This window comes from Melittangium boletus DSM 14713, assembly GCF_002305855.1.
In the GTDB taxonomy this organism is placed as follows: Bacteria; Myxococcota; Myxococcia; order Myxococcales; family Myxococcaceae; genus Cystobacter; species Cystobacter boletus.
In genome coordinates this window covers 420,625-443,036 of record NZ_CP022163.1, presented here as the reverse complement: position 1 = coordinate 443,036, position 22,412 = coordinate 420,625, and the positions used below count along the sequence as shown (strand labels likewise).

Annotated in this window: 19 protein-coding genes; 12 read left to right on the top strand and 7 right to left on the bottom strand. The window is 69.0% G+C overall.

Annotated features, from left to right (window positions below; translation table 11 throughout):
- The first annotated feature begins 62 nt into the window (after window positions 1-62).
- From MEBOL_RS01865 to holA, 3 genes are read left to right on the top strand one after another with little or no spacing between them, the layout of a single operon-like run.
- Window positions 63-920 carry a TIGR02757 family protein gene (locus MEBOL_RS01865; RefSeq protein ID WP_245919982.1) on the top strand — a complete coding sequence of 286 codons (858 nt, stop codon included), beginning with the start codon at window positions 63-65 and terminating at the stop codon, window positions 918-920.
- 39 nt (window positions 921-959) lie between these two features.
- Window positions 960-1,988: a DNA polymerase III subunit delta' gene (holB, locus tag MEBOL_RS01860; protein WP_095975800.1), complete on the top strand. Its 1,029-nt coding sequence runs from the start codon at window positions 960-962 to the stop codon at window positions 1,986-1,988.
- Entirely contained in the window at window positions 1,985-3,304 is a 1,320-nt protein-coding gene (gene holA, locus MEBOL_RS01855) for a DNA polymerase III subunit delta (protein WP_095975799.1), read from the top strand. Before holB ends, holA begins: the two co-directional genes overlap by 4 nt.
- Before the next feature lie 21 nt (window positions 3,305-3,325).
- On the opposite strand, the gene MEBOL_RS01850 is transcribed toward holA, so the two are convergent.
- Complete coding sequence (locus MEBOL_RS01850) at window positions 3,326-4,129, bottom strand: NRDE family protein (RefSeq protein WP_095975798.1); 804 nt, start codon at window positions 4,127-4,129, stop codon at window positions 3,326-3,328.
- Between the two features lie 117 nt (window positions 4,130-4,246).
- Between MEBOL_RS01850 and metG the strand changes: the two genes are divergently transcribed.
- The 5 genes from metG to MEBOL_RS01825 all read left to right on the top strand — a co-directional run bounded on the left by metG (window position 4,247) and on the right by MEBOL_RS01825 (window position 9,625).
- A complete protein-coding gene (metG, locus tag MEBOL_RS01845) occupies window positions 4,247-6,361 on the top strand; it encodes a methionine--tRNA ligase (RefSeq protein WP_095975797.1) in 2,115 nt (704 codons plus the stop codon).
- A 2-nt stretch (window positions 6,362-6,363) separates the two neighbouring features.
- A complete protein-coding gene (locus tag MEBOL_RS01840; protein WP_095975796.1) occupies window positions 6,364-7,344 on the top strand; it encodes a HEAT repeat domain-containing protein in 981 nt (326 codons plus the stop codon).
- Window positions 7,341-8,117, top strand: coding sequence for a TatD family hydrolase (locus MEBOL_RS01835; protein ID WP_095975795.1), 777 nt, complete (start codon window positions 7,341-7,343; stop codon window positions 8,115-8,117). Before MEBOL_RS01840 ends, MEBOL_RS01835 begins: the two co-directional genes overlap by 4 nt.
- Window positions 8,118-8,219: 102 nt before the next feature.
- A complete protein-coding gene (locus tag MEBOL_RS42490) occupies window positions 8,220-8,858 on the top strand; it encodes a hypothetical protein (protein ID WP_245919369.1) in 639 nt (212 codons plus the stop codon).
- Window positions 8,855-9,625, top strand: a complete 771-nt coding sequence (locus MEBOL_RS01825) for a hypothetical protein (RefSeq protein WP_095975794.1) — start codon at window positions 8,855-8,857, stop codon at window positions 9,623-9,625. Before MEBOL_RS42490 ends, MEBOL_RS01825 begins: the two co-directional genes overlap by 4 nt.
- A 64-nt stretch (window positions 9,626-9,689) precedes the next feature.
- On the opposite strand, the gene MEBOL_RS01820 is transcribed toward MEBOL_RS01825, so the two are convergent.
- Both MEBOL_RS01820 and MEBOL_RS01815 read right to left on the bottom strand, forming a co-directional pair.
- A complete protein-coding gene (locus MEBOL_RS01820; protein ID WP_095975793.1) occupies window positions 9,690-11,645 on the bottom strand; it encodes an HD domain-containing phosphohydrolase in 1,956 nt (651 codons plus the stop codon).
- A gap of 3 nt (window positions 11,646-11,648) precedes the next feature.
- Window positions 11,649-13,118 carry a 3'-5' exoribonuclease YhaM family protein gene (locus MEBOL_RS01815; protein WP_095982519.1) on the bottom strand — a complete coding sequence of 490 codons (1,470 nt, stop codon included), beginning with the start codon at window positions 13,116-13,118 and terminating at the stop codon, window positions 11,649-11,651.
- Between the two features lie 45 nt (window positions 13,119-13,163).
- Here MEBOL_RS01815 and MEBOL_RS01810 point away from each other — a divergent pair, with 45 nt between their 5' ends.
- On the top strand, window positions 13,164-13,775 hold the full coding sequence (locus tag MEBOL_RS01810; protein WP_095975792.1) for an START domain-containing protein: 612 nt from the start codon (window positions 13,164-13,166) through the stop codon (window positions 13,773-13,775).
- A 9-nt stretch (window positions 13,776-13,784) separates the two neighbouring features.
- On the opposite strand, the gene MEBOL_RS01805 is transcribed toward MEBOL_RS01810, so the two are convergent.
- The 3 genes from MEBOL_RS01805 to MEBOL_RS01795 form a co-directional block, all read right to left on the bottom strand.
- Window positions 13,785-14,924, bottom strand: coding sequence for a class I SAM-dependent rRNA methyltransferase (locus MEBOL_RS01805; RefSeq protein ID WP_095975791.1), 1,140 nt, complete (start codon window positions 14,922-14,924; stop codon window positions 13,785-13,787).
- 138 nt (window positions 14,925-15,062) lie between these two features.
- Complete coding sequence (locus tag MEBOL_RS01800; RefSeq protein ID WP_095975790.1) at window positions 15,063-15,431, bottom strand: hypothetical protein; 369 nt, start codon at window positions 15,429-15,431, stop codon at window positions 15,063-15,065.
- 23 nt (window positions 15,432-15,454) lie between these two features.
- A complete protein-coding gene (locus MEBOL_RS01795) occupies window positions 15,455-17,050 on the bottom strand; it encodes an NAD(P)/FAD-dependent oxidoreductase (RefSeq protein WP_095975789.1) in 1,596 nt (531 codons plus the stop codon).
- Between the two features lie 319 nt (window positions 17,051-17,369).
- Here MEBOL_RS01795 and MEBOL_RS01790 point away from each other — a divergent pair, with 319 nt between their 5' ends.
- The gene (locus MEBOL_RS01790; protein ID WP_095975788.1) at window positions 17,370-17,567 is read left to right on the top strand and encodes a hypothetical protein; all 198 of its coding nucleotides are present in this window, start codon (window positions 17,370-17,372) and stop codon (window positions 17,565-17,567) included.
- A gap of 122 nt (window positions 17,568-17,689) precedes the next feature.
- On the opposite strand, the gene MEBOL_RS01785 is transcribed toward MEBOL_RS01790, so the two are convergent.
- Window positions 17,690-18,388, bottom strand: a complete 699-nt coding sequence (locus tag MEBOL_RS01785; protein ID WP_095975787.1) for a diacylglycerol kinase family protein — start codon at window positions 18,386-18,388, stop codon at window positions 17,690-17,692.
- Window positions 18,389-18,474: 86 nt separating this feature from the next.
- On the opposite strand from MEBOL_RS01785, the gene MEBOL_RS01780 reads away from it, so the two are divergent.
- Both MEBOL_RS01780 and gap read left to right on the top strand, forming a co-directional pair.
- The gene (locus MEBOL_RS01780; RefSeq protein ID WP_095975786.1) at window positions 18,475-21,285 is read left to right on the top strand and encodes a golvesin C-terminal-like domain-containing protein; all 2,811 of its coding nucleotides are present in this window, start codon (window positions 18,475-18,477) and stop codon (window positions 21,283-21,285) included.
- Window positions 21,286-21,364: 79 nt separating this feature from the next.
- Window positions 21,365-22,375, top strand: a complete 1,011-nt coding sequence (gene gap, locus MEBOL_RS01775) for a type I glyceraldehyde-3-phosphate dehydrogenase (protein WP_095975785.1) — start codon at window positions 21,365-21,367, stop codon at window positions 22,373-22,375.
- Window positions 22,376-22,412: the final 37 nt, after the last annotated feature.

Sequence of the window (22,412 nt, the reverse complement as noted above, 5' to 3'; positions counted from 1 at the left end):
CAAGCTCCACCGGATTGAGCGCACGGGACGCCGGGCGTCTGTTGCCGTGCCTGACGGCCTTCATGGCCTCCACGGACAGCCGGGCGCGCATCGCGTTCGATCCCCTGGAGTTTCCGCACCGCTATCGCGACCCCCGGGACATCGAGGTGAGCGCGCTGCTGGCGGCGGCCCTGGCCTATGGCCGCGCGGATCTCTTCCGGCCCAAGGTGGACGCGCTGCTCCAGCGCATGGGCGCGTCTCCGGCCGCCTTCGTGCGGGAGCTGGACGTGGAGGGCGCGCGGGCGTTGCTCCAGGGTTTCGTCTACCGCTTCAACGTGGGCACGGACGTGGCGGTGCTCCTGCTGGGCATGGGCCGCGCCTTGCGCGAACACGGGAGCCTGGAAGCGCTCTTCGTCCAGGGGCTGGATGCGAGGGGTTCGTGGCATGGCGCGCTGGCGGCCTTCACCGCGGCCCTGCGGGACGTTCCCATGGCGCCCCTGCGGAAGGCGCTCGGCCCCGAGCGGGGGCTGCAACACCTGTTGCCCTCGCCGTTGGGGGCGGGCGCGGCGAAGCGGCTCAACCTCTTCCTGCGGTGGATGGTGCGGGGGCCGGACGGCGTGGACCTGGGCATCTGGAAGCGGGTGCGGCCCTCGGCGCTGCTCATCCCCCTGGACACGCACATCGGCCGCATCTCCAAGCACCTGGGACTCACCCGGCGCAACGATCTGAGCTGGCGCACCGCCGAGGAGGTGACGGCCTCGCTGCGGGCGCTCGACGCGGAGGACCCCGTGCGCTTCGACTTCGCCCTGTGTCACTACGGCATGAGCGGGGTGTGTCCCACGAAGCCGGTGGTGGAGCACTGCACCCGGTGCCTGCTGTTGCCCGCCTGCGGTACCGGACAGAAGACGGTGAAGGCGGGTGGGGTGCGAGCTACCCGCTGAGTGGTTGACGGGTGGGACGCGAGCGGGGATACACGCGCCATGACGTTGGCTTCGGTCGTCGGACAGCCGCGCGCGGTCGACGCGCTCCAGGCGGCGCTTCGCAGCGGCGCGGTTCATCACGCCTACCTCTTCGCCGGCCCCTCGGGCGTGGGCAAGGAGCTCGCCGCCGTGGGGCTCGCCCAGGCGCTCACCTGTCCGGACAAGCCCGACGAGGGGTGCGGGGTGTGCGCCAGTTGCACCCGCATCGCCAAGGGCTCCCATCCAGACGTCACTTGGCTCATGCCGGACGCCGAGCGCGTGGAGCGTGGGCTCGCGGGCCGCTCGGACTTCACCGGGACGCCCAGCCGCGACATCCGCGTGGAGCAGATTCGCGGGCTCCTGGAGCGCATCGCCCTGCGCGGGCTCGAGTCCAAGCGCAAGGTGGCGATCGTCGTGGACGCGCACCAGATGAATCCCCAGGCGCAGAACGCCTTCCTCAAGACGCTCGAGGAGCCGCCCGCGGACACCACGCTCATCCTGCTGGCCTCGGCGCCGGACAAGATGCTGCCCACCATCCGCAGCCGGTGCAGCAAGGTGCACTTCAACCCGCTGCCCGTGGACTTCGTGGCCCAGCGCCTCCAGAAGGAGCGCAAGTTGGACGCCGAGACGGCGGCGCTCGCGGCGGTGATGGCGGGCGGGAGCCTCGGCCGGGCCATGGCGCTGGACCTGGACGCGCTCGCGGCGCGCAAGGACGTCATCGAGGGCTTCGAGGCCCTCAAGCCCGGGAACGTGGGCGCGTTGCTGCGCTGGGCGGGCACCTTCGGCGAATCGCGGGAGACGGCGGAGCAGGCGTTGAACATCCTCTCGCTGTGGACCCGGGACGTGGCGCTGGCGAAGGCGGGCGGCGAGCACCTGGCCAATCGGGACCTGGTTCCGCTCGCGCGCGAGGTGGCGGCGCGCACGCACGAGGGGACCCTGCATCGCCGGCACACGCTGCTGGAGAAGGCACGGGCGACGATCGTGGAGCGCAACGGCTCGCCCCGGCTGCAACTCGAGCGGATGCTCATTGAACTGTTGGAGGGGCGATGAGCGCGGACATCGAGGACGTGCTGGACGAGGCGAGGGCGGGCAAGACGGTGCACCCGCTCTACCTGTTGTGGGGCGAGGAGTACCTGGTGCGCCGGGGCGCGGACGACCTGGTGAAGGCGCTCTTGCCGGATGCGTCGGCGGGGTTGAACTTCGCGGTGCTGGACGCGGGCTCTCCGCGCGAGGTGGCGCAGGAGTTGGCCACGCTGCCGCTGTTTCCCGGGCGCAAGGTGGTGCTGGTGCGCGACCCGGAATTCCTCGCGCCGAAGAAGGGCCGGGGCAACGCGCTGGGCAAGGCGCGCGAGGCGTGGACGGCGGGCAAGCGCAAGGAGGGCGCGCGGCGGCTGCTCGCCCTGGCGGCCCGGGCGGGGTGGGGCGTGGACAAGCTGGATCCGGATGCCCCGGGTGCTCCGTCCCTGGAGGAGTGGAAGGACGAGCTGAATGTCGAGCTGGCGGAGGCGGACCTGCTCTTCCTCAAGGAAGTGGCCGCGTTCTGCCGCGAGGAGCGCATCAGCGCCCCCGAGGGCGATGCGAGCGCCCTGCTGTCGCTCTACGAGAAGGGCCTGCCCCCGGGGCACACGCTGGTGCTGGCGGCCTCGGACGTGGACGCGAAGAACCCGCTGGTGAAGCTGGCCCAGGACAAGGGCAAGTTCGTCGAGCGCAAGGTGGCCGCGCGCCACAAGGATCTGGAGATCGGTCCGCTGGCCGAGGAATTCCTCTGGCCCTTCAAGAAGAAGCTGAGCAAGGCGGCGGCGGACCAGCTCAAGGAGCGCATCGGCGGTAACGTGCGGCTGTTGCAGTCGGAGCTGGAGAAGCTGGCGACGTACGTGGAGGGCTCCACCATCGAGGCGGCGGATGTGGCGCTGCTGGTGGCCCACACGCGCGAGGAGGAGTTCTTCGAGCTGTCCGAGGCCCTGCAGAACCGCAACCTGAAGGCGGCGCTGGACTACACCGTGGACGCGATGGGGCAGGGCGTGCATGGGTTGCAGTTGCTCGGCGCGGTGGCCTCCGTCGTGCGCGGCATGCTGGAGAACCACGAGCGGCTGGAGAAGTTCGCGGGAGGCTCGCTGCCGCGCTCGTTCAACGACTTCAAGGCGCGTGTGTTTCCCAAGGTGGAGGAGGAAGCCAAGGCGGCCAAGGGCAAGGCGCCGCACCCCTACGCGGCCTTCCTCGCGATGCAGGGGGCGGCCCGGTACAAGCGGCGCGAATTGCTCGACTCCCTGGTGGCTTGCGCCGAGTCGGACCTGGCCCTCAAGTCCAGCGCGAGCGGCAAGCTCGTCATCGAGCGGCTGTTGTGGACCGTCTGCGGGAATGCCTGAGCGGAGGCCGTTTTCAGGCGTTCATGAAGCGCCTGGGTGGAGGAGCGAGGTGACGTCCCGGAAGGGGGCCTGGCAGGGGGCCACGTCGGTCGCTAGGTACTGGCCCACCCGCCCCGGCGCCAGGGCGAGGATGGCCGAGGAGCGCGTCCCGTAGCTGGGCGTGTGGATGCACAGGGCCTGGTAGTGCCGGATGTACTCGCGAATCTCCGGGCTCTTGTGCTCCTCGGGCAATAGCTCCGGCCCCCGCTCCGGCAGGACGTGGTCGGACAGCAGGGCCTCGAGCACCTTCACCGTCTCGGGCCAGGGCCGGTGGGCCGCGCCCTCGGCGAGTTGCCGGGCTCGGGCGACCTTGGGCAACGTCGTGGAGTCCAGCACGTCATTGGACAGTACGTGGACGCCCGAGGGGACCTCTTCCATCTGGACGCGCTCCTGATCGGGGCGGGCATAGGCCACCCGGAGCGCCGTGGCATCTCCATAGAGGAGGTTGAAGGGCCGGTAGCTCCGGGCGTCCAGACCCGAGAGGTAGTGCTCTACCCCCTCCTGGCTGCCCGCTTCCAGGGCTCGCAGGACGACATCCCCCCGGGACAGGGTCGAACGCATCAGGTTGGCCGCGCCCCGCTGGTTGGTCAGGGCGGCGACGAAGCCGCCCGCCGTCACGCCCATCCAGGTCCCCTGCCGCTCCAAATCCCGCCCTCCCACGAAGAGGGGCGCGCGAGAGAGCACCTGGGGTCCCACGGCGGGGCGGTCATAGCGCTCGTCCCGATTGCCCGCGAGCACGAGCGGCCAATCCGGGTGGGCATGGCGGAGGATGATCAGGGTACACATCGTGAGGGGAATCGATAACAGCTTCACGCCGGGCGCGCATGTCGGCGCCTCCCGTGCGGGTTCCCGATGACCCGCGCTTGCCGAGCGGCTAAGGTCCGCCGCCCTTCAGGAGATCCCATGGCGGAGAGAATCCTCGTCACCAGCGCGCTACCGTACGCCAACGGCCCCATCCACATCGGCCACCTCGTCGAGTACGTGCAGACCGACATCTACGTGCGCTTCCTGCGCTCCTGCGGCAAGGATGTCGTCTATTTCTGCGCCGACGACACCCACGGCACGCCCATCGAGATCAACGCCGCGAAGCAGGGGCTCAAGCCCGAGGAGTTCATCGGCCGTTGGTACGACGCCCACCAGGCGGACTTCCGCGACTTCGGCGTGAGCGTCGACTACTTCCACTCCACGAACTCGCCCGAGAACAAGCACTACGCCGAGTTCATCTACGGCAAGCTCAAGGATCGCGGCGACATCGAGAAGCGGGACATCGAGCAGGCCTACTGCGAGACGGACAAGCGCTTCCTGCCGGACCGGTTCATCAAGGGCACCTGCCCCAACTGCAAGGCCTCGGATCAATACGGAGACGCCTGTGAGAAGTGCGGCAAGGCCTACGCGCCCACGGATCTGATCGAGCCCCGGTGTGCCCTGTGTGGCACGCCGCCCGTGCGCCGCCACTCCTCGCACCTGTTCTTCAAGCTGTCGCGCCACGCGGACTTCCTCCAGGAGACGCTGCGCCGGCCCGACTTCATCAACCCCGGCCTCGCCACCCAGCTCCAGGGCTTCTTCGAGAAGGGTCTGGCGGACTGGGACATCAGCCGCGACGGGCCGTACTTCGGCTTCACCATCCCCGGTGAGACGGACAAGTACTTCTACGTCTGGCTGGACGCGCCCATCGGCTACATCGCCACCACCGAGAAGTGGGCCCAGACGACGGGCAAGGTCCAGAGCGCCCTGGACTACTGGGCCGAGGGCAGTGACGCGCGCATCATCCACTTCATCGGCAAGGACATCGTCTACTTCCACGCGCTCTTCTGGCCCGCGGTGCTCAAGGTGGCCGGCCTCAAGCAGCCCACCGCCATCAAGACGCACGGCCACCTCACGGTGAATGGCGAGAAGATGTCCAAGAGCCGCGGCACGCTCATCCCCGCGCGCTCCTACCTGGAGCATCTCGACCCGAGCTACCTGCGCTACTTCTACGCGGCCAACCTGGGCCCGGGCGTCGAGGATCTGGACCTGAGCCTCAAGGACTTCCGTCTGCGGGTGAACGGCGAGCTGGTCAACAACATCGGCAATCTGGCCAATCGCGGCCTGTCCATGCTCGCTGGCGCCGCGCTCGACAAGCGGCTGGCTCCCGCGACGAAGGAGGGCCCGGGCCGCGCGCTGGTGGAGGCCGCGCTCGCCCGCGTGCCCGAGGTGCGCGAGTCCTTCGAGAAGCTCGAGTACCGCAACGCCATCCGCGTCATCACGGAGATCTCCCAGGCCGCCAACGGCTTCGTGCAGACCGCGGCGCCCTGGGCCAAGGTGAAGACGGACCCCGAGGCCGCGCGCGCCGACCTGAGTGACGCCGCCGAGGTGGCGTACCTGCTGGGCGCGCTGCTCGCGCCCGTCATTCCCCGCGTGGCGGAGAAGCTGTTCGCCCAGCTCAACGCGCCGCCGCTCACCTTCGAGGCGCTCGCCACCGCGAGCTACCCGTTGCTCGACCGCTCGCGTCCCGTGGGCACCCCCGAGCCCCTGCTGCCCCGGCTGGAGGAGGAGCGCGTCAACGCCATCCTCGGCGGGACTCCCGCGAGCACCGAGCCCGCTCCCGAGGCGAAGAAGGCCGCCAAGGGGGGCAAGGCCGAGAAGAAGGCCGCGGAGCCCAAGCCCGCCGAGGCGAAGGCGCCGGAGGCCGCTCCGGCCGCGTCCGCACCGGGAGAGATCGAAATCGGGGACTTCGCCAAGGTGGAGCTCCGGGTGGGGCACATCCTCGCCGCCGAGCGGGTGCCCAAGGCGGACAAGCTGCTCAAGCTCACCGTGGACCTGGGGGAAGGGCAGCCGCGCACCATCTGTTCCGGCATCGCCGAGGCCTTCCAGCCCGAGCAGGTGCAGGGCCGCAAGGTGGTGGTGGTGGCCAACCTCAAGCCGCGCATGCTGCGGGGCATCGAGTCGCGCGGGATGATTCTCACCGCGGGCCCCGGCGGTAAGAACCTGTCGTTGCTGGACCCGGGGGACATGCCGCCGGGCTCCGAGGTGAAGTGAGCGTGACGGACTGGCGCGGCGAACGGGATCGGGCGCTTCTCGCCCTCGAGCGCGAGCAGAACCCGGCCCTGCGCGCCGAGGCGGCCGAATTGCTCTTCCACCTGGTGAGCGAGGACGCCGCTCGGGCGCCGGAGTTCTCCGCGGCGCTCGCCCGGCTGCTCGAGGACAAACAGGTGGCGGTGCGCCGCACGGGCGTGGGCATGGCCACCGGGGTGCTCTCCTCCGAGGAGTTGCCGGGCTTCCTCGCCGCGAGGCTGTCCGATCCGGAAAGCCTCGTGCGGTTGGAGGCCGCTGGACGTCTGGCGGACCTCGGCCGGGCCGATTGCCGGGGGGTGCTGGCTGGCTTTCTCGAGGACCCTGTCTTCGAGGTCCGCTTCGAGGCCGCGCGCGGCATGGCCTCGCTCCAGCACCCCGCGGGCCTGGACACGCTGGTGCAGGCGCTGGACATGGACCTGTTGCGCTTCCGGGCGCTCGGGGCCCTCGCCGAGCTGGGGGACGCGCGCGCGTTGCCCGCCGTTCAGCGGCTGTTCCACCGGTTGTTGCTCCCCGCGTTCGATCGCACCCAGGCGGCGGGGGTGCTCGCGCGCCTGGGCGATGCGGAAGGGGCGGCCTGGCTCCTCAAGCGCTCGGAGAAGCGGCGATGGAACTGGGCCCAGGACCGGGCGCTCGCCGTGGAGTTGTGTGGCGAGGTGAAGGCCCCGGGCGCCCTCGAGCGTCTGCGCGGCATCATCTCCAACCCGAAGGACAAGTGCCGGGGCGCGGCGGCGCGCGGCCTCGGACGATTGGGCGATGCGGCGGCCCTGCCGTGGCTCCTGTCGCTGCTCGATGAGCCGGGAGTGCCCGAGGACTTCCGGCTCGATGCCGCCGAGGGGCTGTGGTTGCTCGCCGTTCCCGAGGGCCGGGACCGGGTGAGAGCGGCCCTGCCCGCGTTTTCCGCCGAGGCCCGTACCGAGCTCTCCGAGCTCATGCAGGAGGTGCCATGAAGCTCGTGGACTCGCACTGTCACTTCGACCGCTCGGATGCCGAGCGGGTGAACGCCGCGCTGGAGCGCGCCCGCGCCGCCGGACTGGTGCACGCCGTCATCGTGGGCCAGTTCCAGGGCCCCGGGGATTGGGGCTCGGCGCTGGAGATCGCCGCCGCGCATCCGGACTTCTTCACGCCCACGTTGGGCATCCACCCGCACGAGGCGGCCCGGGCCACGGAGGAGGACTTCGAGCACCTGGCGCGCACCTGCGCCCGGCCGGAGTTGCGTGCCGTGGGCGAGGCGGGGCTCGACTACTACTACGACCACTCGCCCCGGGAGGTGCAGGCTCAGGTGTTCCGCCGGCAGTGCGCGCTGGCGAAGGAGTTGGGCAAGCCGCTCGTGGTGCACGTGCGGGACGCGCATGATGATTGCGAGGCCATCCTCAAGGAGGAGGGGGTGCGCCATGGCGTCATTCACTGCTTCACGGGGGACACGGACGCGGCCCGGCGCTATCTGGACCTGGGCTTCCTGCTGTCGCTATCGGGCGTGGTCACCTACAAGAAGACCGAGGCCTTGCAGGACGCGGTGCGCTTCGCTCCCCTGGAGCGATTGATGGTCGAGACAGACAGCCCGTACCTGGCGCCCGTGCCCTACCGCGGCAAGAAGAACGAGCCCTCGTACGTCGTCGAGACGGCGAAGAAGCTCGCCGAGCTCAAGGGCGTGCCCGTGGAGAAGGTGGCCGAGGTGACGACCGCCAACGCGGCGACGCTGTTTGGCTTCAGCGTGCCGTGAGGCGATGATGTTCCTGGACGAAGCTCTTTCCGTCCATGGGCGAACGTTCTTCTCCGGTCATGTCCATGGACTGCGGCGATGACGTGCGGTAACCCGGTGCTCATGCAGCCCATCCTCGCCGTCAAAAGGCTCATGGTTTCGAGCCTTTGCTTCTTGTTGCTGTCCTGTGGTGCGACTCGCCACGCGACGCCAGGCCCCAGGGATGCTCGGGAACTGGGCAGATACGTCCTCGTCATCGAAAGGGCGCCAGAAGGACAGCTGCTCCATTCCTGGAAGCCCATCGATGCGTTCACGGCGGGATATCCGTATCCAGCGATGTCGCGCGGCGTGCAGGGGCACATCGTCCACATGTCCTTCAGCCGGGACTGTGATGAGGAACTCACCGCGTGTGAGGCGATGTGCTTGGCGGGTCTGAAAGGTCGGAATTGGAGCCATATGGGCAGCGGCTCCAAGAAAGAGCATTGCATCAAGAAATGCATGCAGCCTTATCTCGATTGCAGCAGGCTCAAGGAGTTGGCTGAAGGTGGCGCCTTGGAGTTCCACGCCATGGACGAGGCGATTGGTTGGATCAAGCAAAATAGTGAGACGCTGCTGGTGGGGACCGTCGTTGTCATCGCGGGCGTGGCGTTCGTCGTTGCTGTTGGAGCGAGTGGAGGTGGGGTGCTGGTGCTCGCCCCTGTCATCATTTTCTCTTCAGCGGATGAGTCTTCCGAGGGTCGGCTCCTGGCGGTGCAGCCATGATGAATCTGATGATGCTCTCGGATGCCCAGCAAGTGATTGGGAGACTTTGGAGCGAGGATCCCCCTCAGGAGCAGAGGCGGGTTTTGCTCCTGGCCCGGGACGCCCTGGACTTTATCTCCGCCTCGGGTCAATGGTATCCCTTTCAGGATTTTCGAGAAGGCCATGGGCCTCATGACTCCTCCACGTCCCTTGAGGAATCACCGGCACGAAGCGGTCTCTTGGCTCGAACGACTCAGTTCTTCGAGAGTCTTCTCGATGAGCCCTCGACCGTTGATGCGCGGGCACACATCCAGACCATCCTCGATGCGCTTCGATTCATCTCCGCGACGCGTCAGGGCAAATCCCTGGAGGAGTTCATTCAGCGTACCGAATCCAATGATCCCCCCATGGTTGTGGCGTCCTTTGAAACAAAGGAGCAGGCGGATGACTGGCTCAAAAGTCACCCGAGCCCTCCGGTGTTCGCCGAAGTCTTGATTGGTAACAGCTATCACGATGTGGTTTACGACCGGGCGACGAACTTCCGGCGCCTACCACGGAATCGCCATTTCGAGTGGTATCTCGGATGGCTCGAGCAGAACGACCCGCCTGTTGCCAGTGCCTCTTTCGCTACTCGAGATGAAGCGGAGACCTGGCTGAAGAACCAAGCGCATCCGCCTCCGCGGACATGGGTGCTGATCGCAGGAGAGTTCTACCTCGCGGTATTCCACCCCAATGTCAATCACCGGGCTCTGTACCCGATTTCCATGGCCATAAGAGACGTACTGTAGTGCTGGATGGCCACCGCCAACGCGGCGACGCTGTTTGGCTTCAGCGTGCCGTGAGGCGGTTGTCCTAGACGGTGGGAACCGAGACGGTGGGCCGGCGCACCGCGATCTGCTGGATCACGCTGTCCATGGCCTTGTCCAGGTGCGGCGGATCCAGCAGCAGCGAGTCCGGATCGTAGCGGAAGTCCGCTTGGTGGAAGCCCAGAAGGGTCTGCAGGGCCTGCTCGCCGCTCTGTCCCGCGATGGCGGCGAAGACGACCCGCCCCTGCTCCAGGTGCAGGTAGCCCTCGTGTGCGTGGTGCTTGAGGAACAGCCGTCCGGACTTCTTCTGCGCGCCCAGGGTCTTGAGCAACTCCGGGGCGGGCATCTCGTCCAGGCTGCCACGCACCACTCGCGCGGGCCCGTTGTGGAGGATCCGGTCGTCGTACAGCGTGCGCAGCGTCCGGGCGGACTCGTCCATCGCCGTGGGCGCCACCACCGCCGTCGCGCCTCCCATCATCAGCCGCTCGCGCGTGCCCGCGTCCGGATCTCCGAGCACCACCACGGGCAGGCCCGCGTGCTCCGCCGATGAGCGCACCGCCTGCAAGAGGCCCAGGACCTCGTCCAGGCCGAACTTCAATCCCACCGCCAGCACGTCGCACTCCTGGTGGGCCAGCGCGTCGTACGCCCCCTCCAGTTGCGACAGGGCGTACGCCACCAGGCCCTGCTTCTGGGAGGCGTCCAGCAGGTCCGTGCGCGTGCTCTCCTCGGGCTCCACGATGAAGATCTGCCGGCCGTCGTTGGCGAGCCGGTGCCGCAACAGCTCGCCGCTCTGCACCTGCGCGACGATGTCCGCCACGAGCGGATCGTACAGCGTGCCCGCGTGCTCCTTGAGGTGCTCGAGCGCCTTGGCCTTGCTGAACAGCTTGCCGTGCGCGTTGGCGGGGTTCTTGGTCAGCTCCAGGTAGCTGTCCACCGCCGCGAGGATGCGCGCGCCCAGCGTGATGTCGTCTCCCTTGGCGCCTTGGGGCGAGCCCGAGCCGTCATAGGCCTCGTAGAGCTGCGCGAGCATGGTGTTCACCTGCGCGGGCAGGTGGACCGTCTCGAAGACCTTGGTGGGCACCCGGGCATAGCGTTTGGCGTCGGTCACCCACTCGGGATTGACCGCGTTGCTGGCCAGGCAGAAGTGGCGATCCGCGGGCTTGCCCAGGTCGTGCAGGAAGCCCGCGATGGTCACCGCCGACACGTCCTTGGGCGTCATGCCCAGCCGGCGCGCCACCACCGCCGCCTGGCGCGCGAGCTGCGCCGAGTGGCCCCGGTGGTACTTGCGGTCGCGCTCCAGCATCGTCACGAGGATGTTCAACGTCTCGATGTAGTCGTTGTCCGCCACCGTGCCGCGCGAGCCCAGGAGGGCATCGCCGCGGGTGCCATTGCGCGTCTGCGTGCCCGGGCGTTGCAGCCGCAGCCGGGTCTCCGTGTCCAGCTTGAGCTGGAGACTCGCCTTGGGTGCCGTCCCGCCCGTGTTCTCGTAGGCGGAGGTCATGGCGTTGACGTCCGCGCGCATCTGCCCGCCGAACTCCAACGCGGCGAACGCCGTGGGGTCCCCGTAGTAGTGCTTGCGGATGGCGGCGGCGATGGAGCTGCGCAGGCCCACGTACGCGTAGACCTCCTGCATCCCCGTCACCAGGGCGATCTCGTCCATCAGCTTCTTGTTCTGGGGCTCGGCGGCCACCACCGACAAGAGGCTTCGTTCGCGGTCGATCGCCAGCGGAAGCACGTTCTGCGCCTCCGCCAGCCGCACCGGAACCTTGTCCAGCACCTCCGTGGGGATGCGGGCCTTGGCCAGCTTCTCCGCGGAGACGAAGCGCGTCTGGAACTCGGCCGCCAGGAAGCGCAGGAGCGCCGACTCCTGCAAGAGGCCGATCTCCACCAGGCAGTCCCCCAGCCGGTGGCCGGTGATCTTCTGGTGCTCCAGCGCCTTCTGGATGGACTCGGTGGTGACGAGGCCCGCCTCGACGAGCCTCTCGCCCAGTCTCTTCGCCATGGGTCAGCCTTCCGAGTCCGAGCCCCCCTCGGGCTTGGCGGGCTCCGTCTTGGTCAGCACGCTGAAGGGCTTGAAGGTCAGTTCCTTGGGGACGTTCACCGGCTCGCGGGGCTCGCGAGGCGGACGGGGCTCGCGAGGCTCCTTCGCCTCACGTCCCTCTCCCCGGGGCTCGCGGGGCGGCCTCGGCTCGCGGGGCGGACGCGGCTCGCGGGGCTTGTCCTGGCGCTCGGCCCGCTCGGGACGCTCCGCCGCCTGGCCAGACTCTCCCGCGGACTTCTCCGGACGCTCGCGGGGCGGCTTCTTGTCCTTGTTCTTGCGGCGGCCTCCGCCCTCCACGGGCGCGCGGCCGCGCGAGGTGGGCGCCGGGCCCTTCCAGAGCGAGCGGTTGTAGGGCTTGAGGTGGTCCGTCCAGCGCTCGTGGGGATCGCGCTGCATGGCGTCCACCCAGGAGGCGATGCGCGCGTCCAGCGAGGAGAGCGTCTGGATGATCTGCGCCTCGAGCGTCGCGGGCTGCCGGACGATGCCCCCCTCGGGCGAGGTGTTCTGCGCGATGACGAGGTGGGTGAGGTGCTGCTCCAGCAGGGGCGGGAAGTTCGGGATGCCGAGCGCCTTCTCGCGAATCTTCTGCGCCGTCATCACCAGGTGGCCCACGAGCCGACCCTCGTCGGAGGGCTCGCCGCCCTTGTCCTGGGCGGACTCGCCCACGCGCATCACGTCATGCAGCAGGGCGCCCGCCAGCAGCAGATCGCGATCCGCCATGGGGTAGTGGTCCGCCACCCGGAGCGTCAGCCGCAGCACGGACAGCAGGTGCTCGGCCAGTCCCCCCCGGTAGGAGTGGTGCACACCCTTCACGGCGTGCGCGTTCGGCAGGGCCGCGGAGATCTGAGGATCGTCCAGGAAGGCCAGGAGCAGCGCCTTGACGTTCGGGTCGCTCACGCGCTCGGAGACGAGCTCGCGAATCTGTCCCACGGCGCGCGCGCCTCCGGGGCCCTCTCCCGTCGCGCGGGGCGGGGTGGGCTCCTCGCGCTTGGGGGCGGGGGTCTCCTCGGGCTTGCCCTCGGACTTGGCGGGGGCCGGCTCTTCCTTGGCGACGGGCGCGGGGGGCTCGAATTCCTTGGGGTCGAGCGGTTCGGGATCCAGCTTCTCGAGCGCCTCGATGACCACCTGCGTCTTGCCGTGGAAGGCAATGGCGTGGCCCTTGACGAGCACGTAGTCGCCGATGGCGAACGCGGGCTCGAGCGCCTCGACCTTGTCGAAGACGCGGGCGTCGATCTCGCCGCTCTTGTCGGTGAGCACGAGGGAGAGAAACACCTTGCCGCTGCGCGCCGTGACACGGCTCTTCTGCGAGACGCGGAAGACGGTGTGGACCTGGTCTTTCTCTCGCAGGTCCTTCGCGTACACCTTGCGCACCGTTTCCACGGAGGCGGCGTCGGAGGAAGTGGGGGTCGGGTCAGCCTGATGGTCGGTCGTCATCTCGGCGCGGCACACTACCATCACCCAGGCGGTTAGGATGCCTTCATGACCTTTCTTCCGACGCTGTCCCTGCTCGTCCTGCTGTCGGGCGCCGATGAAGCCCCCTGGAAACAGGTGGCCCGTGACGATGGCATCTCCGTGCTGGCCCGAACCCCCGAGGGAGCCGACGTCTCGGAGGTGAAGGCCTCCGCCCTGGTGGATGCCCCCGCAGCGGACGTCTGGCGGGTCATTCGTGACTACGTGAACTACAAGAAGACCATGCCCTACACAGAGGAGAGCCGCGTGCTGGCCACCGAGGAGGAGGGCAAGGTCATCACCTTCTACTGTCTGGTGAACGCCCCGATGGTGGACAAGCGCGATTTCGTCATCCGCATCCTCGACGAGTCGGATTGGAAGGACGGCAAGGGCTTCATGAAGGCGACCTGGACGGCGGCGACCCAGGGCGCCCCCGCCGAGCGAGAGGGGGTGGTGCGGGTGAAGCTCAACAAGGGCTATTGGCTCCTGGAGCCGCGCGAGGAGGGCAAGAAGACCTTCGTCACCTACTACCTCTATACGAACCCGGGCGGCTCGCTGCCCTCGTGGGTGGCGGACAAGGCGAACAAGTCCTCGGTGCCGGACGTGCTTCGGGCCGTGCGCAAGTACGCGACGGCCCGGTAGCGGCGCGCGTCAGCTCGCCTCGAGCACGAGCCCGGACAGGTAGTCGGTGCCGGAGAAGCCCACGAGGGTGGGGTGGTCCGGGGGCAGGCCGAAGCGCGCCATGCGGAAGCTGCGGCGCTCCTCCTGCTCACAGGCCTCGGCCACCAGGTCGTCGAAGCCGCCCACGGGCAGGGGCGGCTGGTAGCCGATGACGAGGAGCGTGCCGCCGTGACGGGTGGCCTTGAGCCCCAGGCGCACCTGCTCGACGAAGCCCTCGGGCGTGGTGACCTCGGGCGTGTCCAGGAGCACCAGATCGAAGGTGTCCTGCATGCCATGGAGCACGTCGAGCGCGTCACCGCGCTCCACCTGGAAGCGGCCCATCAGCCCGTTGGCCTCGGCGTTCTCCCGGGCCAGGTCCGCCGTGTCCGCGTCGCTGTCGAAGGCGAGGATGGACCGGGCGCCATGGCGTCCCGCGTGCACGAAGAGGCCGCCCACGTGGCAACTCGGGTCCAACACCCGCGCGTTCGGCGAGAGCCGGGTGAGGAAGCGGCGCAGCTCGCGCTGATCATACGGGTAGCCCACGCCCGAGCCGTAGGTGAGGTCCACGGTGAAGCGCGCGCCCAGCTCCAGCACGCGGGTCCACCGGGGAGGGTTGCCGTGGAGCACATGGGGCCGCTGCGCGGGCAGGCCCAGTTGCCGGCGCCGGGACGTGTCATTGCGCAGCAGCACGGACTCCGCGCCGCTCACCTCGACCAGGGCCCGGGAGATCTCCTGCAGCCGTGCGTCCATGGCGCGCGTGAGCGTCTGGACGACCAGGTGTGTGTCGTAGCGGTCCACGATGAGGCCGGGCAGTGCGTCCCCATCGTCGTTGATGATGCGGCAGAAGCGCGGGTCGTCCACCAGGTGCGCGCGGCGTTCGAAGGCGTGGCGCACGTGGCGGGGGATGAGCCCCTCGGCGGGCTCCTGGGCGCTCCCCAGCCGGCGCACCGCGTAGGACGCCTCGAGGTCCACGTCCGCGAGCCCCAGCAACTGTCCCTCCTCGTCGCGCAGTTGGACGGCTTCTCCCAGGGAGGGCGTCCCCTCGATGGAGACGATGTCCTCCCGACGGACCCACGGCGCTCCGTGCTTGAGTTTGCGCGCCGCTTCTCGGGACAGATAGGTATTGACCAAGGTCGTCCTCCCCCTGCGCGGGCCATGCGGCCGCGCTCGGATGTTCCGCTTTCCAGGGAACATCCGTTGGTTGGAGAACAATCTCCCCGGGCGCCAGGCGGTGCCTCGTGGGAGGGAGGGCAGGGGAGTGGACGAGCCCTAGCGCGTGCCGCCTGGCCGCTTGAAGGCCTTGTAGGTGACGCGGGTGAGGAGGGCACTCGTCGCGAGCGCCAGGACGATGCCCAGGCCTCGCCGGCTCCAGGACTCGCTCATGATGAGCATGAGCGCCCAGATGCCCATCAACACGGCGCCGACGACCGCGAAGAGCTGGCCGCGGGCCATCAGTCCCTTGTCCGGGGGTCTGGCCCGCGCGAGCAGGGGGATGGTCGACGCCTTGCGCCAGAGGGTCTGTCCCTCCTCGCGCACCTCGTCATCCGGGCCCACCAGGCCCTGGATGTAGGCCAGCTCCACCTCCCTGAACGAGAGGTAGTCCAGCTCTCCGTCCGGCGTTCGTACGCGATAGCGCATCCAGCCCCCTCCCAGGCCCGGTTTCAGGCCAACTCGTTGGCAATCTGCTCAGCCACTCGCAGTCCATCAATGGCCGAGGAGACGATCCCTCCAGCGTAGCCGCACCCCTCGCCCGCCGGGTAGAGCCCCTTCATGGAGACGGACTGCATGTCCTCGCCGCGGGTGATGCGCACGGGGGAGCTCGTGCGGCTCTCGATGCCGATGAGCTTGCCCTCGTCGCTCACGAAGCCGCGCATCTTGCGGTCGAACATCTTGAGCGCCTGTTTGATCGACTGGGTGAGCCGCTCCGGGAAGAGCCGGTTCAGGTCCGTGTGGACCAGGCCCGGCCGGTAGCTCGTGCCTCCGGGCTCCTTCTTCACGCGGCCCGCCAGGTAGTCCGGGATGGTCTGCGCGGGCGCGAAGAACTTCCCCTCGCCCAGCTCGTACGCCTTGCCTTCCCAGTGGCGCTGGAACTCCAGGCCCGCCAGCGGTCCCCGGAAGCCCTCGCGCTCGAAGTCCTCCACGGACACCGTCACGACGATGCCCGCGTTGGCGTACTTCGCGTTGCGGCGCGAGTTGCTCATGCCGTTGGTGCACTGCAACCCGTCCTGCGTGGGCGTGGGCACCACGATGCCGCCCGGGCACATGCAGAACGAGTAGATGCCGCGCACCTCGCCGTTCACCTCCAGGTTCTCCGCGAGCTTGTAGTCGGCCGGGGGCAGCTTGGGATTCTTCGCCGCGCTGCCGTACTGGATGGAGTTGATGAGCCCCTGGGGATGCTCCGCCCGGAAGCCGAGCGCGAAGGGCTTGGGCTCGATGACCACCTGGCCGTCCGCGGCGAAGCGCTCGTAGAGCTCGCGCGCCGAGTTGCCCGGGGCGAGCACCACCCGGTCGCTCTCCAACGTGCGCCCATCGGCCAGCCGCACGCCGGACACCCGGCCGTCGCGGTAGAGCACTTCCTCCACCCTGTGCTCGAAGAGCACCTGGCTGCCGCCGGCGATGAGCTCGTCGCGCAGCTTCGCCACCGCGCCGGGCAGCAGGTCCGAGCCGATGTGAGGCTTGCCCTCGATGAGGATGTGGTCCGGCGCGCCGCAGCGGGCGAACGTCTCGATGACCTTGCGCACCATGGGGTGGTTGATGCGCGTGGAGAGCTTGCCGTCCGTGTAGGCGCCGGCGCCGCCCTCGCCGAAGTTCATGTTGCTCTCCGGATCGAGCGTGCCGTCGCGCATGAGCTTCGCCACGTCCTTGCGCCGCGCCACCACCTCGCGGCCCCGCTCGATGAGGATGGTGCGCACGCCGCGCTCCATCAGCCCCAGCGCGCAGAAGAGGCCCGCGGGCCCCGTGCCGATGATGAGGGGCAGGCGCTCGGGCTCCTTCACGCGCGGCAGGGGCTCGGGGACGGGAGGCGTCTCGCCCACGTCCGGCGGCAGCTTCTTCGGCGCGCGGCCGGCGGCGAGCTCCACCTCGAGCGTATAGATGTAGCGCGGGCTGCCCTTCTTGCGGGCGTCCAGCACCGCTCGCACGACGCGCACCGAGGCCAGGTCCCCTCGCGTCACGCCCAGCTTCTCCGCCGCGCGCTGGCCCAGCAGCTCCTCCGGCTCGTCCAACCACAACCCGATGTTGTTCACCCGATAAGCCATGTGCTGCTCGTCTCCTGGGACACTGAGGCGGAAAAAAGCGCGTATGTGCGCCGCCCGGGCCCCCGAATGCAAGCCATCGAAGTCGCGAGGGCGTTCCGGGGTGCGAACGGGGCGATACACCCCTGTGTGTGCTGAATCCCGAAAGCGGCTGGGGGTGCGAATGACACTTCGCAGCAAGCTGGGGGGAGCAAGGGCCTCCGGAATAGCGTAACCGCCCGGATCATATAGGAAATTCGTCGGTTACCCGACTTCTGGCACGCGGGTTGAAGAAGCCCGTCCCAGTGGTTAGGCCGTCCCACCCCCTCTTGAGGATACGACCATGAGCGCGAACAAGCAGAACACCCGTCTCCTCGCCCAGACCTTCTTCAACCAGCTGCGCGAGAGTGGCTACACCCCCATGCAGGTCGTCGGCATGGCCACCGAGTTGCTGGACCTCGTGACCGAGGACATCAAGGTCCACGCCAATGTCGCCCAGGCGACGGCCGAGGGCATGACGGACTTCCGGCAGGAAGCCTGAGTTCCTACTTATTCATCGTCCCTAGCGGGTAGCCGGGTCCGGGCGGGTCCTGGGCCTCGAGTTCCCCTAGGCGGCAAGTGAAACCGGCCCCGTGCCGGTTTTCTTGTTTCTACCCCTCGGTGCTACCCCTCCAGGGCCCCGGCGGGCTGGGGCGTGGTGCGCTCCAGGCGTCGCTGGCGGGCGGCGGACCCGGCGATGACGAGCAGGCCCCCGTTCATCGCGGTGAAGACGGAGCTGACGGTGTAGGTGGCGAGCACACCGAGTAGGAGGGCGCCGCCGAGGAAGGCGAGCCGGTCCACCCAGGCGGAGCGCGGTTGGGGCAGCACCAGCACCATCACGCACAGGGCGAGCGGCAATCCGAGCGCCACCTGCCGGGCGATCTGCGGCCCGCTGCTGGCGACGGTCTCCCAGTTGTGCACGAGGATGGCGGCGAAGATGACGACGGTGCCGATGGCGAGCACCAGCACGCCCGCGGCGGCGGCGTCCTTGGTGAGCCGGGCCTTCTCATCGAAGTGCCGGGTGGCCAGGTCCACCAGGTGCTCGAGCGCGCTGTTGAGGATCTCCGCGAAGAAGATGAGCAGGACGCAGAAGATGAGCGTCACCTTCTCCGCCAGCCCGAGGGGAATGCCGCTGCCCACCAGGCCCACGAGGAGCGCGGAGACGAGGTGGACGCGCATGTTGCGCTGGTGGACGGCGGTGTGGATGAGCCCGTTCCACGCGTGGCGGAAGGAGGCGAGCATGCCGGCGCCGCCCTGCGAGGCATAGGCGGGCGGCCGAGGCTTCTCGGAAGGGGGCGGAGAGGAGGGGACGGGGGAACTCATCAAGGTGACACGTTAGCGGGAGAGCGGGCGGGCACCCACGATTCGATTGGCGGCGCTCGCGACGGAGGCCTAACGTCCCGCCCCCCATGGCCCATTCTCATTCTTATCGTGCCACCGCCTGGGCGCTGGCCTCGCTGCTGTGCTGGCCCCTTGCCGCCCGAGCCCAGGAGGATGAGTCCTCCGCCCATGCCTGCGGGTTGGAGCCCCCGGACGCCGTCTATGTGCCCCTGCCCGGCCCCCGGCCTGGGGAAACGCCGCGACAGGCGTCCGAGCCCCCGCTGGTGCGCCGCGAGCACCGGGCCCAGGGGGTGGCTCCGCTCTCGGGTCAGCCGCAGACGCGCATCCGCGCCGGAGCGCTGACGGGGAAGACCATCTATCTGAGCCCCGGGCACGGCTTCTACCGCAGCTCGCCCTTGGGGCGCTGGGCCACCCAGCGAGGCAACACGAACGGGGTGGTCGAGGACCTCGTCTCCCTCGAGACGCTCGATCAGTACCTGATGCCCATGTTGATGGGGGCGGGCGCCACGGTGATTCCCGTGCGCGAGCCGGATCTCAATCCGCGCGGAGCCCTGCTCGACAATGGGGGGGCTGGCTATTCGGAGACGGGGCCGGCGGAGCTCTTCTCCACCGTCAGCCCGGGGTGGGGCGTGCCGCCGACGCCCATGGGCAACGCGGTGGAGCCCTTCAAGCTGGGGGATGCCCGGCTCCTGATCACCGCACCTACCGCCACGGCCTCCGCCACCTGGGCGCCACAAGTGCCCGCGGACGGCGCCTACCACGTCTACGTCTCCTATGGAGCGGATCCGAGCCGGGTCACCGATGCGCACTACGTGGTGCGGCACGCGGGCGGCGAGAGCCACTTCCGCGTGAACCAGCGTCGCCATGGAGGCACCTGGATCCTCCTCGGGCGCTTCTTCTTCAAGGCCGGCGCGTCCCCGGCGACGGCCTCGGTGGTGGCGTACAACGACTCGGCCGAGTCGGGCACCGTCTCGCTGGACGCCGTGCGCCTGGGCGGAGGCACGGGGGACGTGGGAGACGCGGCCCTCGGAGCGTTGCAGAGGCCTCGCGCCGAGGAGTGCGCGCGCTACCACACCCAGTTCAGCGGCGCGCCGCCCGAGGTGTTCGCGCCCTCGGGTATCAACGCGCTGTCCAACGAGCGCAACGACGACGTCTCCGCGCGCCCGCGCTTCGCGGCCTGGCTGCACGAGGAGGGCGAGGACGCCGTGTACGTGGCCTGGCACACCAATGCATCCAGCAACGGCAGTGCCCGGGGAACGGAGGCCTACGTCTATGGCCCCAACCCCGTGGACGGCACCTACAACTTCACGGGCGTCGAGGGCAGCCAGCGGCTGGCGCAGAGCCTGCTCGATGAACTCAAGACGGACCTGCAGCGCGAGGTGGAGCCCACCTGGCGGGTGCGCAACCTGCGCTCGGCCAACCTGGGCGAGGTGAACCCGAGGCACAATCCGGAGTTCCCCTCGGTGCTGATGGAGGTGGCCTACCACGACAATGCCCAGGACGCCGCGTGGCTCAAGGAGCCGGCCTTCCGGCGCATCGCCGCGCGCGCCTTCCTCCACGGCATCATCAAGTACTTCGCCGCGGAGGACGGAGTCCCCGTGCACCTGCCGCCCGAGGCGCCCACCGCGGTGGCGGCGCGCCATGTCGGTGGAGGCCAGGTCGAGGTGAAGTGGGTGGAGCCCCTGGACCCCAAGGGCCGGGTGCCCGTGGTGGACGTCGCCACGGGCTACCGCGTCTATCAGAGCGAGGACGGCCTCGCCTGGGACGAGGGGACGGACACCACCAGCCTCTCGCTGACGCTCCCCTTGGCGGAGGGCACCACGCGCTACTTCCGGGTGGCGGCGCTCAACCCCGGAGGCGAGTCCTTCCCCTCGGACGTGGTGGGCGTGCGTGTCCCGGAGGCGGGCGGGGTGCCCGCGGTGCTCGTGGTCAACGCCTTCCGCCGTCTGGACGCGACGATGGTGCTCACCGAGGAGCTCTCGGCGTACGACCTGGGCTCTCCCTCGCGCGTGTTCCTGGACGCCATGAACGACGGCACGGCGCTGCGCCGTCACGGCGACGCGGTGGCGCGCAACGCGGTGTCCTTCGATGGAGCGACCAGCGAGGCGATCGCGGCGGGGCTCCTCACCCCGGTGGGCTACCGGGTGCTGGATTGGTTCTCCGGCCGGGGGCAGCTCCAGGGGCCCGGCCCCACCGCCGCCGAACGGGAGATGATGCGCTCCTTCGTGCTCGGAGGAGGGCACCTGCTGCTGTCGGGCAGCCAGATCGTCTCCGCGCTGGCGGCGGAGAACCCAGGGGACGTCTCCTTCCTGACCGGCATCCTCGGGGCCCTGCCGCGCTGTGGGGTGTCCGGGCTTCGGGTGAGTGGGCTCGGAGAGGGCCTGCTTCCGGGGCTCGCGGGCTCACTGCTCGACGACGGCCGCCGGGGCTCTTCCTCGGTGGGGGCGACGGACGTCCTCCTTCCCCTGGCGGGAGCGACACCCGTACTGGGTTATTCCGGAACGAACTCCGTGGCCGGGGTGCTCTCCTCGCCGGGCGGACAGGTGCTCTTCCTGGGCGTGCCCTTCGAGGGCATCGTCACTCCCGAGCGCCGCGCCTATCTGATGGGCGCCTTCCTGGCCCGGGCGGGAATTCTGGCCACGCCTCCCACGCCGCCCTCCGGGGAGGAGGCGCTGCCGCCGGACGTGGATACGAGCGGCCTGGGCTCAACGGCGGAGGCCTACCCCTGCTCCTTGGAGAACCTACCGAGTTCCTACGAAAGCGAGGAGTCGGGCTGCGGTTGCGGAGCGGGAGGGGGAACGGCGCCCCTGGCGGGGCTGTTGCTGTTGCGGCTTGTTCAGCGGCGGCGGATGCGCCATTCGGCTCGTACGGAGCGTTGACTCGCGTGCGTCACATGCCTACGGTCGCCCGCCTTTTCACACCCGGACTATTCACCCCCCTCTCCTAGGAGATTGAGACATGGCCACCAAGATTGCCATCAACGGTTTCGGTCGTATCGGTCGCTGCGTGCTGCGCGCGGCGCTGAGCCGCAAGGAAGAGCTCGAGTTCGTCGCCATCAACGATCTCGACTCGCCCGCCTCGCTCGCGCACCTCTTCAAGTACGACTCCGTGCACGGCACGTGGCAGGGCACCGTGAAGTCCACGGACAAGAGCATCATCATCGACGGCAAGGAGATCGCCGTCACCGCGCAGCGGGATCCCGCCTCCCTGCCCTGGAAGAGCCTGGGCGCGGACATCGTGCTCGAGTGCACGGGCCTGTTCACCGAGCGCGAGGCCGCCGCCAAGCACCACGCCGCGGGCGCCAAGAAGATCGTCATCTCCGCGCCGGCCAAGAGCCCGGACCTGACGATCGCCTACGGCATCAACCACGAGCAGTACGATCCCTCCAAGCACCACATCCTCTCCAACGCCTCGTGCACCACCAACTGCCTGGCGCCGGTGGCCAAGGTGCTCCACGAGACGTTCGGCATCGAGCAGGGTCTGATGACCACGGTGCACAGCTACACCAACGACCAGCGCATCCTGGACCTGGCGCACAAGGACCTGCGCCGCGCCCGCGCCGCCGCCCTGTCGATGATCCCCTCCTCCACGGGCGCCGCCAAGGCCATCGGTGAGGTGCTGCCCGCGCTCAAGGGCAAGCTCAATGGCATGTCGGTGCGCGTGCCCACGCCCAACGTGTCCCTGGTGGACCTGACCGTGACGCTCGGCAAGAAGGCCAGCGTCGAGGCCATCAACGAGGCCTTCAAGAAGGCTTCCGAGGGCGCGCTCAAGGGCATCCTGCTCTACAACGACGAGCAGACCGTGTCTGTCGACTACAACGGCAACCCGCACTCCTCCATCTTCGACTCCACCAACACCATGATGGTGGGCGACAACATGGCCAAGGTCATGGCCTGGTACGACAACGAGTGGGGCTTCTCCAACCGCATGGTGGACGTGGCCAAGTTCCTCGTCTCCAAGGGCCTGTAATCCCCGTGGCTCACGGGCGATCCGAGAGGGAAGACCG